13 protein-coding genes are annotated in these 12,885 nt (G+C 66.1%); 4 read left to right on the top strand and 9 right to left on the bottom strand.

Features of this window, described 5'->3' with window-relative positions; translation table 11 throughout:
- Window positions 1–103 precede the first annotated feature (103 nt).
- The 3 genes from AWC07_RS26210 to AWC07_RS26200 all read right to left on the bottom strand — a co-directional run bounded on the left by AWC07_RS26210 (window position 104) and on the right by AWC07_RS26200 (window position 2,092).
- Window positions 104–298, bottom strand: a complete 195-nt coding sequence (locus tag AWC07_RS26210; protein ID WP_036416785.1) for a ferredoxin — start codon at window positions 296–298, stop codon at window positions 104–106.
- A complete protein-coding gene (locus AWC07_RS26205; RefSeq protein WP_085105294.1) occupies window positions 295–1,506 on the bottom strand; it encodes a cytochrome P450 in 1,212 nt (403 codons plus the stop codon). The genes AWC07_RS26210 and AWC07_RS26205 overlap by 4 nt, the downstream gene beginning before the upstream one ends.
- Window positions 1,507–1,609: 103 nt before the next feature.
- A complete protein-coding gene (locus tag AWC07_RS26200; RefSeq protein WP_208622477.1) occupies window positions 1,610–2,092 on the bottom strand; it encodes a hypothetical protein in 483 nt (160 codons plus the stop codon).
- Between the two features lie 405 nt (window positions 2,093–2,497).
- Here AWC07_RS26200 and AWC07_RS26195 point away from each other — a divergent pair, with 405 nt between their 5' ends.
- The 4 genes from AWC07_RS26195 (at window position 2,498) to AWC07_RS26180 (ending at window position 6,105) form a co-directional block, all read left to right on the top strand.
- On the top strand, window positions 2,498–3,127 hold the full coding sequence (locus AWC07_RS26195) for a TetR/AcrR family transcriptional regulator (protein ID WP_208622476.1): 630 nt from the start codon (window positions 2,498–2,500) through the stop codon (window positions 3,125–3,127).
- 122 nt (window positions 3,128–3,249) lie between these two features.
- Window positions 3,250–3,795, top strand: a complete 546-nt coding sequence (locus AWC07_RS26190; RefSeq protein ID WP_036415347.1) for a class I SAM-dependent methyltransferase — start codon at window positions 3,250–3,252, stop codon at window positions 3,793–3,795.
- A 272-nt stretch (window positions 3,796–4,067) separates the two neighbouring features.
- Window positions 4,068–5,231 (top strand): acyl-CoA dehydrogenase family protein, encoded by a 1,164-nt coding sequence (locus AWC07_RS26185; protein ID WP_036415356.1) that lies wholly within the window; start codon window positions 4,068–4,070, stop codon window positions 5,229–5,231.
- A gap of 31 nt (window positions 5,232–5,262) precedes the next feature.
- Window positions 5,263–6,105 (top strand): enoyl-CoA hydratase-related protein, encoded by an 843-nt coding sequence (locus AWC07_RS26180; protein ID WP_085105293.1) that lies wholly within the window; start codon window positions 5,263–5,265, stop codon window positions 6,103–6,105.
- A gap of 38 nt (window positions 6,106–6,143) precedes the next feature.
- On the opposite strand, the gene AWC07_RS26175 is transcribed toward AWC07_RS26180, so the two are convergent.
- The 6 genes from AWC07_RS26175 to AWC07_RS26150 are packed head-to-tail and all read right to left on the bottom strand — an operon-like array spanning window position 6,144 to window position 12,875.
- The gene (locus AWC07_RS26175) at window positions 6,144–7,814 is read right to left on the bottom strand and encodes an FAD-binding protein (protein WP_036419685.1); all 1,671 of its coding nucleotides are present in this window, start codon (window positions 7,812–7,814) and stop codon (window positions 6,144–6,146) included.
- The gene (locus AWC07_RS26170) at window positions 7,811–9,184 is read right to left on the bottom strand and encodes an aromatic ring-hydroxylating oxygenase subunit alpha (protein ID WP_085105292.1); all 1,374 of its coding nucleotides are present in this window, start codon (window positions 9,182–9,184) and stop codon (window positions 7,811–7,813) included. Before AWC07_RS26170 ends, AWC07_RS26175 begins: the two co-directional genes overlap by 4 nt.
- 23 nt (window positions 9,185–9,207) lie before the next feature.
- Window positions 9,208–10,734: an acyl-CoA synthetase gene (locus tag AWC07_RS26165; protein WP_085105291.1), complete on the bottom strand. Its 1,527-nt coding sequence runs from the start codon at window positions 10,732–10,734 to the stop codon at window positions 9,208–9,210.
- Between the two features lie 27 nt (window positions 10,735–10,761).
- Entirely contained in the window at window positions 10,762–11,634 is an 873-nt protein-coding gene (locus AWC07_RS26160; protein WP_036415706.1) for an enoyl-CoA hydratase-related protein, read from the bottom strand.
- A 13-nt stretch (window positions 11,635–11,647) separates the two neighbouring features.
- The gene (locus AWC07_RS26155; protein ID WP_036415709.1) at window positions 11,648–11,884 is read right to left on the bottom strand and encodes a biotin/lipoyl-containing protein; all 237 of its coding nucleotides are present in this window, start codon (window positions 11,882–11,884) and stop codon (window positions 11,648–11,650) included.
- Window positions 11,877–12,875, bottom strand: coding sequence for an alpha-ketoacid dehydrogenase subunit beta (locus AWC07_RS26150; protein ID WP_036415712.1), 999 nt, complete (start codon window positions 12,873–12,875; stop codon window positions 11,877–11,879). Before AWC07_RS26150 ends, AWC07_RS26155 begins: the two co-directional genes overlap by 8 nt.
- Window positions 12,876–12,885: the final 10 nt, after the last annotated feature.

The following is a 12,885-nucleotide window of genomic DNA, read 5'->3' as shown; positions in this document are numbered from 1 at the left end:
GTGATATCCCACGTCCGATGCTTCCGCGTCGGTCACCGGCATCCTCAGGTTTCGCGGCGTCGGGCCGTGAGAGCGTTGTGCGGCAATCGATCTGGCCGGCTGCTCACCGGGACAGGGTGATCGCCTGCTCCGGGCAGTTTTCCGCTCCCGTCACGGCCTGCCGCTCCAGCTCGCCCGAGACGTCCGCGACCCGCACGACGGAGTGTCCGACCTCGTCGGCGTCGAAGACATCCGGCGCCAGGGTGTAGCAGCGTCCATGCCCGACGCAGCGATCGGCGTCGACCGAGACGTGCGTCATAGCGTGACCGGGAACGTCAAGGGCAACGATTCCACCGACCGCAGGGCAGCGGTGTAAACCAGCTGGGTGCCGGATTTGATCTCGTAATCCGGGATGCGGCGGTGGAATTCGCGCAACGCCACCCGCAGCTCCATGCGCGCCAGGTGGGAACCGAGGCACCGATGCGGGCCGCCGCCGAACGCGCGGTGCCGGTTCGGGTTGCGGTTGAAGTCCACTTGTTCCGGATCGGGGAACTCCGCCGGGTCGGTGTTGGCCGCGCCGAGTAACGGGCTGACGCGTTCACCCTTGCTGATCGGGCATCCCCCCACCTCGACGTCTTGCATGGCCACCCGGGCGACGCCGGGTACCGGCGTTTCCCAGCGCAACAGCTCCTCAACCGCATGCGGCAGGACGTCGGGCTGCTCGATGAGTTGACGACGATGGTCGGGGTGTCGCGCCAGGTAGACGAAGAAGCAGTCGAGCGAGTCGGTGACCGTGTCCAGGCCCGCGATCAGGAACAGGAAGCAGATGTCGAGCAGCTCCTCGCGGGATAGCGGTTGGCCGGCCACCTCGCCTTTTAGCCCTTCTGGCCCTTCTTGCCCTTTGACGTTGGCCGCGATCATCGCCGACAGCACGTCGTCGCGCGGGTGGGCGATGTGGTCGTCGATGGCGCGGTCGAAGTACTCGTAGATCTGTTCCGCTACGGCTGCCGAAGCCTCGTGGCGGTCGTCGTAGCCGGTGGAACCCGCCGGACGGATGACGCCGTCCTTCCACTCCAGGAATTTGTCGAGGTCTTCCAGGGGAAGGCCCAGCAGCTGCAGGAAGACCGTGCACGGCAGCGGCACCGCGAACTCGGCATGGAAGTCGCATTCACCCCGGCCGGCGAACCGGTCGATCATCTCGTTCACCAGCTGCGTGACGTGGGGTTCACGCCGAGCCATCTCCCGCGGAGTGAACAGCGGATCGAGGATACGGCGGTACTTGGCGTGTTCGGGCGGGTCGATTTGCAGCGGAATCAGCGGCCGCAGGTTGCCGAGATCGACGGCATCCATGTTGGACGAGAACAGATCGGTGCGTTTCAGCGCCATCTCGATGTCGGCAAGCCGGCTCAGAACCACCGCTTGCGGCGTCCGGAACACGGGCGTCGAGTCCCGCAGCGCCTTGTACATCGGTTGTGGTTCTGCGATGCCGGTCACCGCCTGATCGACATACCCCTCGGTTTCTGTCATGCGGATAGCGTGGCACCGCCGCCGGGAGCGGGGCAATGCCTGCGGGTCCTTTACATTACAAAAATACGTAACTTACCGATGTTATGGTTCGCCGCTGCCGCGTTCAACCGGAAGTCGGTTCGTGGCGCTGGCGGCCGTGCCGGTTGCGGGCCAGCGAGGTGACGCTGCCCAGCGCGCCGCGCAGTGCGTAACCGGCAGCCACCACCGACAGCACGATCAGCAGGATGAATGTCGGCAGCCAGTTGCTGCGGCTGTGGTTGACCTCCCACCAGATGACGGTGAACAGCACCGCGCAGAGCAACAGCACGATGTCGCGCCAGTTGCCCTGGTAGGACATTGCGGCTTTGCGCAGCGCGCGGCTTCTGTCGGCGGCGTCCACCAGATCACCGATGCGTTCGTTGATCGTGCGCTCCAGGTCGGCGCGTTGCGGGGCGTCGGCGGGAAGCCGATCGAGCAGGTCCATGTCCTGCTTGAGCTGGCCGCGAAAGTCGGTGCCCTTGAATTGCCCAGCCGCAACGGCCAGCATGACACCACCGAAGACGGGCGCACTGCCCAATGCGAGCTCTCGTAGACCCGACACCTGTATTCCTCCTCCGGGCCCAGACCGCCACCGTCGGCCGGCTGCGGATTGCCGGGCCAGAAGAGGTGCGGCAACCGTGGCACTGTTGACCGGTCGAGAGCCGTTTACGTGATCCGAGCAGGACTATAGGCGTTGAGCGGTGGGTTCACTCGTCTCGGGTGGTGGCCGGCAACCCGGGCCCCCGGCATCGCCGGTGGCGTCGACGACGGACGTCGCGAATCCCGGTGCGCGGCCCAACTTCCGACAGCCGGCAGCTTGGGAGCTGTCGACAGCCCAAATCACACTGCCGGCAATGGGTTTGAATTACCGTGGCGCTGAATCCGGGATTGCCACAGCCTCCGTCGAAGAGGGCAGAAATCGCTGACGCGCAGTGCTAGCCGCGCGATGAGCGCTGCCGCTAACATCGCATGAATGGCTGAGGCGGGCATAGCGGGGCGGCGTGCCAACAAGCGCGGCCTTGCGACGCGCGAAAGCATGCTGGAGGCTGCGATACGGTCGCTGGCCACCGGCGAACCCGGGGCCGCGTCGGCCAATCGCATCGCCAAGGACAGCGGCGCTACCTGGGGCGCGGTGAAGTACCAGTTCGGCGATATCGACGGGTTGTGGGCCGCGGTTTTGCACCGCACGGCGCAGCGGCGTGGCGAATTGCCGTCGAATGTCGTCTCCAGCGGTCCGCTTCACGAGCGGGTCTCGGTCATCATCAACACCTTGTACGACGGGCTGACCTCGGCCGATTCCCGTGCGATCGAGACGCTTCGCCGCGCACTGCCCAACAACCGCGCCGAACTCGAGCGGCACTTTCCTCGAACCGCTGCCGAGCTGGCATCTTGGCAGCAGAGCTGGGCTGCGGCCTGCCAGAATGCATTCGCGGATATGGATGTCGATCCCGACCGGGTACGCGAGGTCGCCGCGTTCATCCCGGGAGCGATGCGCGGTATCACCTCCGAAAGGCAGCTGGGTACCTACTCCGACCTCGATCAGGCGCGCTGCGGGTTGACCAATGCTATCGTCGCCTATCTGGAAAACTCTGGGGCACAGTGACTTCCGTCCGAGCATCCGGAACCCTGCTGATGGTATGCGGCCGACGGTCAGAACCGACGGACGGGCGAGCAGGCCCGGCCGGTGCCGCAGGATATCTGCGCACCGGTCCGGTGTAACAGGTTGTGGCCGAGCAGGATCGCCGCGGCTGGGACGAGCGGTACAGCAGCCAGGGACCGCCGGATGTCGGCGCTGTCGGGCCGCCCAGCGCCTTCGGATCTCACGCGGACGTATTCCCAACCGCGGGAAAGGCTCTCGATCTGGCCTGCGGTCAGGGGCTGGGCGCGGTCTGGTTGGCCCGCCGCGGCTTGCAGGTGTGGGGAGTGGACATCTCTACGGTGGCGATAGGCCAGGCACGGGATTTGGCTGCGCGTTGCGGGGTCGCCGATCGCTGTCGATTCGACGTTGTCGATCTGGACACGGGTTTACCGCCCGGGCCACCCGTCGACCTGATCGTCTGCCATAAGTTCCTGGATCGCCGCCTGGACCAGCCGATGGCCCAGCGATTGGCACCGGGCGGGTTGCTGGCCATCGCCGTGCTCAGCGAGGTCGGCGCGGCCGCGGGACCCTTCCGCGCCGGGTGCGGCCAGCTCCGGGCGGCGTTTGCCGGACTGGACGTGATTGCCGCTGGCGAAGGTCAGGGGCAGGCCTGGCTGTTGGCGCGGGCCTAGCCGCCGGGCTCGGCGAGCCAGGACCGTGAAAATGCTTGCGCTGCAGTGACATCAGCATACTCATCGCAACTTTCGGGTGCGCGGTGGTGCGGCGGCGACGGTTTCGGCAGCACCGACCCGCAACGGCGGGGCCGGCCGGTCCGGATGTGCTCGGCGGCAACGGTGCCAGCGGCCGGGCAGCAGGCCGGGGCTTTTTGCCGAATCCACCGCCAACGATCGAAAACTATGCGAACCTGAACCGATATTGCGCGGAGCAACACCAAGGGGCAGCCATGTCCGAGCTTTTCCCGGCCTACCGGGCCAGTTGGGAAACCGATCAACATCGCGAGCTGCGCAAGTACGCTGCCGAGTTCCTGCTCAAGGAGTCCACTCCCAACCAAGAACGCTGGGCCCGCGAGCATCAGGTCGATCGTGAGTATTGGAACAAGCTGGGCGACGCGGGGCTGCTCGGCCTGGACCTGCCCGAGCGGTTCGGCGGCGCCAGTGGCGATTTCGGGTATTCCGCCGTCTTCGCCGAAGAGCAGGCACTGGCGCACGACACCTCCTCGGGGTGGGCGGTGCACTCACCGATCGCCGCGCACTACCTCAACGCCTACGGCAACGAGGAACAGAAGCAACGCTGGCTGCCCAGGGTTATCAGCGGCGACGCCGTGCTGGCGATCGCGATGACCGAACCCGGTGCCGGCTCCGACCTGCAGGGGATCCGCACCACCGCCGTCCGCGACGGCTCACACTATGTGATCAACGGTTCGAAGACCTTCATTTCCAACGGAACTCACTGTGATCTGCTGATCATCGTCACCAAGACGGATCCAGCAGCCGGTGCGGCAGGGGTCTCCCTGATCGTCGCCGAAACCGACGAGAATCTGCACGGCTTCGAGCGCGGGCGGGTCCTGGAAAAGATCGGCCAGCATGGCCAGGACACCCGTGAGTTGTTCTTCTCGGACATGCGCGTGCCCGTGGCGAACTTGCTCGGCGAAAACGAGGGGCTGGGCTTTTACCAGCTGATGGACCAGCTGGCCCGCGAGCGACTGGTCATCGCCTCGCAGTGCGCCGGTCTGGCCGAATGCGCGGTGCTCGAGGCGATCCGCTACTCCAGGCAGCGAGAGGCGTTCGGGCGGCAGTTGATCAAGTTCCAGCACAGCAGGTTTGAATTGGCACAGCTCAAGGCCGAGACGTTGTCGGTCAAGACCACCGTTGACCACTGCGTGCAGCAGTACATCGACGGCAATAACGACCCGGCCACGGCGTCGATGGCCAAGCTGATCGCCGCTGACAAAGCGGTCGATATCGTCGATCGGTGCCTGCAGTTCTTCGGGGGCTACGGCTACATGATGGAATACCCCATCGCGCGCGCCTACGCGGCGGCGCGAGTGACCAAGATCTACGGCGGCACAAGCGAAATCATGAAGGAGATCATCAGCCGGTCGCTCTAGGCGCACGCTTGCGTCGGGTACTGTCACCAGCATGCAACGGCGCGTCCTCGAAGCGATCATTTACGAGCGCGAACCACCGATCGCGCGGATCATCCTGAATCGGGTCGACAAGGCCAACACCAAGGATGCGATCCTGGTCACCGAAGTCGACAACTGCCTGCACGAGGCCGACCGCGATAAAGAGATCAAGGTCGTCATTCTCAAGGCCAACGGTAAAGGTTTCTGTGGCGGGCACGTGGCACGCTGGGGTCCGGACGAAAATCCGTATCCGGATTTCGGCAATACCTTCGAGGACCTGTACAAGGGCACCGCTGATCTGTTCCTGTGGCCCACGCTGTATCTGTGGGAATTCCCCAAGCCGACGATCTCCCAGATCCACGGCTACTGCATGGGCGGCGGCATCTATCTTGGCCTGTTGACCGACTTCTGTGTCGCGTCCGAGGACGCGTACTTCCAGATGCCGCTTGCCCAAAGCCTTGGCGAGCCCGGCGGGCACACCATGATCGAGCCGTGGTTGCTGATGAACTGGCACCGCACCATGGACTGGCTGCTGCTGGCGCCAACCCTGTCCGCACAGCAAGCCCTCGACTGGGGCCTGCTTAACCGGGTCGTACCCCGCGAAGACCTCGAAGCCACCGTGGAGGAGATGGCCCGCAAGATCGCCCAGATCCCGCTCACCACGCTGATGGCGGTGAAGAACAACGTGAAGCGGGCCTGGGAGCTGATGGGTATGCGGGTGCACCTTCAGGTCAGCCATATTCTGACGAATATGGTGGGCGCCGCCTCCGATGTTCAGGCCCGGCGAGCCGAGCTGATGCAGTCCGGAATGACGCCGCGCGATTTCGTCGACGATTCCGACCTGCCGCCAACGTGACGCTGCAGTCACATTCGCAGCCGAGCGTGACGATAGCGTCACGCTCGGCGCAAGTGCCGGGCGGCGACGTAGCCGAACACCATCGAACTGGCGATGCTCGCGCCGGCGCCCGGATACGTTCGGCCCATCACGGTCGCGGTGGTATTGCCGGTGGCGTAGAGGCCCTCGATCACCCGGTCATCCCCGTCGAGAACCTGGGCGTGCTCGTTGGTGAGCACACCACCGCAGGTCCCGACGTCGGCCGGGAACACCCTGGTTGCGTAATAGGGCCCCCGGCGCAGCGGGCCGAGGGCGGCGTTGGGCCGATAGCCCGGGTCGCCCAGGCAGATGTTGTACGCCGACTGACCGCGCCCGAAGTCGGGATCAAGGCCCTGGGCCGCAAAGTGGTTGAACCGCTGGATCGTTCGCGTCAGCACGTCGACGGGAACTCCGATCCCGCGGGCTAGCTCGCCGATGGTGTCGCCGCGCTTGACGGCGCCGCTTGCGACGAACTCGGGCGGCAACCGCCGCTTGAGGGGGTTGGCGCCCGTGACGTAGCGGCGGACGTAGCCGTGGTCGAAGATCATCCAGCACGGCACCGCCTTGGCGGCGTACATGGCCTTGCCGACTTCGACGTAGGAGTTCGACTCGTTACAGAATCGGCGGCCGGTCGAGTCGACGTAGATGGCGCCCGGCCGTTGCCGTCCGGACCCCAGTGACGCCGCCGCCGCTCCGCCGTTGGGGATGAATACCGAAGGCAGCCACCACGCTTCGTCGAGCAGGTCGGTTTTCGCGCCCAGCCGTATGGCCGCCTGCAGCGCCTCCCCGGTGTCGCCGGCATTGGCGATCGACCACTTACCGTCGTTGGGCTGATCGCCGCTGTATTGCCGTCGCATCTCGGCGTTGTGGCCAAAGCCACCGGCGGCCAGCAGGACTCCCTTACGCGCCTCGATACTCATCGCAACGCCGTCGTGGGTGACGCGTGCCCCGACCACCCGGCCGTCGTCGACAATGAGATCGTCCATGGCGGCGCTGGTCCACAGCGGCGGCCGGCCGTCGCTGAGGTCGATGAGCACCTTGAGCAACTGGCCGATCAATGATGCCCCGTTGGTGAGGATGTGGCGGCCGCGGACCCGCGCGGCGCGGCTGCGCAGAAATACCCGGGCCGCTACCGCGAAGGCGCGTGGCGACCTGTTGAAGTACTGCACCGACCGCAACTCGTTGGTCAGCACCACGTGGCCGTAGTTCTTGGCCAGCGGCGGCTGCAGCCGATCGCTCCAGACCCCCAGCTCGGCGGCGTTGAACGGAACTCCCTCGACGGCACGGCCGGCGGCGTTGCCGCCGTGGTGATTCGGGTAGTAGTCGCTCCAGCCGGCACACCGGATCAGCCGAACCCCTTTGCGGACAAGGAAATCGATCATCTCGTAGCCGGCGGTGAGGAACATCTCCCGGCGGGCGGGGGAGGAGGCGGCGCCGATGTCGCCGACCACGTCGGCCAGGTAGGCAAGCCCGTCTTCGTGGGTGTCGGCGATGCCCTCGGCCCGCATCAACGGATTGTTGGGCAGCCAGACGATACCGCCGGAGAGCCCCGTGGAACCGCCGACCAGGGTTTGCTTTTCGACGATGAGCGGCTCGAGGCCGCAGTCGAGTGCGGCCAGCCCCGCCACCATGCCGCCCCCGCCGCTGCCCACGATGAGCAGGTCGACCGAGCGGTCCCACCGGGCGCTCATTGTGCCGCCGAAACGCCTGAAGTGAATCCCAGGTCGGCGATCGGCACGTCGATGGTGGTGTTGGTCTGCTGGATCGCGGGCACCAGCGTGTCGTAGGGCAGCCCGGCCAGGAACCCGTCGATGACCCGCTCGAAGTTCGAGATCAGTCCTTCGATCTGGTTCGACAATCGCATGTATTCAAAGCCCTTGGAGTGCAGCCCTTTTTGCTGCCGCGGCAGGTTGGAGAAGTCCTGCGCGGGAATCGGCGGCCAGGCCGGGTCGTCGGGCGCCTTGGGTTCCGGTGGGGTGGGCTTGGTGACCTGATCGGGCGGGATCCGGGTGAGCGACCAGATCTCGAACAACGTCTCCTCCGGCCCCAGCGGACGGATCCGGTACGACGAGGCGCTGCTGTATTGCGGCAACAGGAAGTAATGCGGGAAGCCGAACCCGATCGCGTCGACGATGCCGCGGCGCGCCAACTCGTTCAGATCGGGAACATCGCAACCCCGCGCCCGATGCCAGGCGACGACGGCGTCATTGAGTATGCCGCGCCACGCGGTCACCGCCTCGGCGGGATCGGCCGGCAACTCGATGTGCTGCAGGCCTTCGGCGATGCGAATGTCGTTGGCGTGGGTCATGCCGCCCATGCCCACGCCGAGCGTCCGCATGAAATACAGGCTGCTCTGGATGACCGGGTGGGTGCGCGGCGCGGACGGACGGTTGCCCTGCGCCGACGGCAACAGCTGCGGGTGGGTCTGCGGCACGTGATAGCCCTCCATGAACGCTGCCGTGGCCAGCTTCCAGTTCACCGGCAGCCGGCACGACTGCCACCACTCGGTGCGTAGCGATTCGACCCTCCAGGCGTCGTAGACGGAGGCGAAGGGCTCCAGGCAGGCACGCAACGCCGGTGCTCCGTCGTCGAGGTTGATCCACGCGCAACCGCCCCACAGTTCGCACCGGACCGACACGAGTTGCAGGTCTTCGGGGCACAGGTTGCGCTCGTCGAACACCTCCGGTCGCGGCACATAGGTGTTGTGTCCGTCGATGCCCCAGCACCAGCCGTGGAAGGGGCAGACGAAGGTGCGCCGAGAGCCGTTGCCGTCCACCAGCTTTACCCCACGATGCCGGCATGCGTTGTGGTAGGCCCGCACGTCGTCACCGGCTACCCGCACCACGATGATCGACTCATCCAGGATCTGGTACTCCACGTAGTCGCCGGGCTTGGGGATCTCTTCGAGCCGGCAGGCCATCTGCCAGACGCGAGGCCACAACAGTTCAGTTTCCAGCGCGTAGAACTCGGGGTCGTAATAGCGCTGCTTGGGAATCCGGTCGGCGGTCTGGACCGCCCACGGCACCGGCAGCGGAGTCCAGTTCACCTCAATGCTCACCATCTGGTTTCTCCCTCACACGATGCTCACACGATCCGCGATGTTCGGCCCTGCCAGTAGCGTTCGCGAATGCGCCGCTTGTAGAGCTTTCCGTTCGGGTCCCGGGGCAGCTCCGCGGCGAAGTCGACGCTGCGCGGGCACTTGTAGGAGGCCAGGTGCGCACGGCAGTAGTCGATGAGCTCCGCCTCCAGGTCGGGTCCGGCCATAACGCCGTCCACCGGTTGCACCACGGCCTTGACCTCCTCACCGAATTCGTCGTTGGGAACGCCGAATACCGCCGCGTCGACCAGCTTGGGGTGCATGACGAGCAGGTTCTCCGCCTCTTGCGGATAGATGTTGACTCCGCCGGAGACGATCATGAACGTCGAGCGGTCGGTGAGGTAGAGGTATCCGTCCGCGTCCAGGTAGCCCATGTCGCCCAAGGAGCGCCACCCGTGTTCGTTGCACACCGACGCGGTCTTGACGGGATCTTTGAAGTACTCGAACGGCGGGCCGCCCTCGAAATAGAGCTCGCCGCACTGCCCGACGGGCAGCTCGGTTCCGTTGTCGCCGACGACATGCACCGGGCTCAACGGCTTGCCGACCGAGCCAGGGTGAGCCAGCCACTCCCGTGGGCCGATCGTGGTGCCTGCGAATCCCTCTGTGCCCCCATAGTATTCGTGAATGATGGGTCCGAACCAGTCCATCATCCGGTACTTGACGTCCACCGGGCAGGGGGCGGCCGCGTGCAGCACGCACTGCAGACTGGAGACGTCATAGGCGCGGCGCACCGGCTCGGGCAACTTGAGCATCCGCACGAACATCGTCGGCACGAACTGGGCGTGGGTGACCCGGTGCGTTTCGATCAGCCGCAGCACGGTCTCGGCGTCGAACTTGCCCATGATGACGACGGTGGCCCCGACACGGTGGACGGCCATGGCGTAGTTCACGCCGGCGGCGTGGTAGAGCGGCGCGGGGGAGAGGTACACGCTGGCCGGGCTCATCCCGTAGCGCTGCGTCAGCGCCATCTCCAGAACCGCCTGGGCCCAGGAGCCGTTGGCGGTGGGCAGCGCACGGCGCACCGCCTTGGGCCGGCCGGTGGTGCCCGACGAATACAGCATCTCGCTGCCGTCGGACGCCGGGAATTCCGAACCGGAGCCGGCCAGCGCGTCCCGGTAACAACGCCAGCCGGGTAACGACCCGCCGACGCAGACCAGGAGCTCGGGCCGCGGGTTGCGTTCGGCCAGCGTGCCGGCCAGATCGGCCACAGCGGAGTCGACGAACAATGCCCGGGCCTCGCAGTCCTCGACGATGTAGGCGACCTCGTCGACGGTGAGGTGGGTGTTCACCGGCGTGTAGTAGAGCCCGGAAAGCTGGCAGCCCCAGGTGATTTCGAGAAACTCTGGGCGGTTGGCCACCAGGAGAGCCACCCCCTCGCCGCGCCTGAGCCCCGCCTCGTGCAGCAGCGCGGCGACCCGTCGGCTCCGGGCGTGCAACTGCGCGTAGCAGATGGCCGGCCCGTCACCCACGATGAGTGCCGGGGCGGCGCTATCGGCGTGGTCGGTCAGGTTCATCGGCGTAACGTCCTGCGTCCCTGCGTATTACGTCGCCTGGCCACCGTCTGCCGACTCGGCCGCCGCCGCCTGGCGGCGCGCCATCTCCGCGGGCTTGATCTTGCCCTTCAGCACCTGCTGCACCAAAGCCTGCACGTCGGCGCTGATCGAGGCCAACGCCACCAGGTCGTTGGAGCTTTGCCAATGCACCCGCATGCCCATCAACTCCCAGGCCCGTTTGATGTTGGCCTTGGTGGCCAACAGCGTCGTCAGCGGGGCCTGCGCGATGTGCCGGGCAATCGCGTCCACCCGGGCGTCGAGTTGATCGCGGGGGACCACCTCGTTGACCAGACCCACCGCCAGCGCCTTCTGCGCGTCGATCACTTCGTTCAGGTAGAGGTAATAGGACGCCCGCCGCCAATTCATGAACACCCACGGCTCGATCGAGCACTCGCCCGACGGCATGCCGAACCCCTGCAGCGGCGGGTACTGAAAGTAGGCGTCGTCGGCGGCGATCACGATATCGGTGGTCAACCCGTAGTGGGTGCCTCCGCCGACGCAGTAGCCGTGCACCTGGGCGATCGTCGGTTTGGCGAACTCCCACAGGTTGAGCACCGGTTTGACGAACAGGTCGGATTGCGGTTTCCACGGCGTGCCCATGACCTTGGCGCCCTCGACGAAGGCCGGATAGTCGACCGCGTTGTTGCCGATCGCGTGTCCCGAGCAGAACCCCTTGCCGTTGGCCTTGAGGATCAGCACCTTGACGTCGTAATCGCGGTCCGCGTCGGCCAGTGCGGCGTCGACTTCCTCGGCGAGCTTCTGGTCCTGGGCATTGGCCTTCTCCGGCCAGTTCAGCGTGACCCGCGCTATCGCGCCGGTCTTCTCGTAGATGATGCGTTCGCGAGTTTCCTTGAGGTCCATGCCTTCTCCTGAATCATGAGGTGACGACGCCGATCGGTACTCCGATCTCGTAGATCCCACCGGCTGCTGCGGTCCACTGCACGACGCCGGACGCGCCGGCCTCGATCTCCTGTTCAGCCTTCTCGGTTGCGATGACGTAGATCGGGGTGCCCTCCTCGACCTGCTGGCCGCTGTCGACGAGAAGTTCGACGAGTTCGGCTTCGGATACCGCGACCGAGACGCGCGGGATTCGAATGACGAAGTCAGCCATGCACTCTCGTTCCGTCCAGGGTCCGCTGCGCGGCTCCGACGATCCGCTCCGGTGAGGGATACACCTGCGCCTCCAGCGCCGCGGCTGCCGGGTTGGGGACGAACCGCGCGCCGACCCGCTCGACCGGCGCGACCAGTTCGCCGAACAATTCCGATTGCAGTATCGCGGCGATCTCCGCCCCGGGCCCGCCGAATTGCACCGCGTCGTGCACCACGACGGCTCTTGTTGTGCGACGCACGGATTCGATGACGGTCTCGACATCGAGTGGCACCAGGGTGCGCAGATCGACAACCTCGGCGCTGATGCCCTGTTCCTGCAGCGCGGCCGCCGCCGCGAGCGCGTCGTACACGCTGCGCCCGTAGCCGATCAGGCTGACGTCGGTGCCGGTGCGCTTGATATCGGCCTGGCCCAACGGAATCGAGAAACCCGGGTCGACGGGGACGGGTCCGCGTTGGCCTTGCAGACGGATCGTCTCGACGAACAGGCACGGGTCCTCGTCGAAGATCGCGGCGGTCAGTAGGCCCTTGCCGTCGCGCGGGGTGGACGGCACGATCACCTTCATCCCGGGGATGTGCATGAACCACGCCTCCAACGTCTGCGAATGCGTGGCGCCGGTGCCCAATCCGGCGTACACCTGGGTGCGCACGGTGATCGGCGCGGTGGTGCGTCCGCCCGTCATGAAGCGCAGCTTGGCGGCATGGTTGATCAACTGGTCGGCGGCGAGGCCGATGAAATCCATGATCATGATCTCGGCTACCGGCAGCATTCCGTCGATGGCCGCGCCGATCGCCGCGCCCATGATGGCGGCCTCCGAGATCGGCGTGTCCACCACCCGATCGGCGCCGTACTTCGTCGACAGACCCGCGGTGGGCCCGGACGCGCCGGGATCGGCGATGTCTTCGCCGATCAGCATCACCCTCTCGTCGGCCCGTAGCGCCTGATCGAGTGCGAGGTTGAGCGCCTCGCGCATCGTCATCTCTTGTTCGGTCATGCTGCCCCGC

It is taken from the genome of Mycobacterium gastri (genome assembly GCF_002102175.1).
In the GTDB taxonomy this organism is placed as follows: domain Bacteria; phylum Actinomycetota; class Actinomycetes; order Mycobacteriales; family Mycobacteriaceae; genus Mycobacterium; species Mycobacterium gastri.
This window is presented reverse-complemented; position numbering and strand designations above follow the sequence as displayed.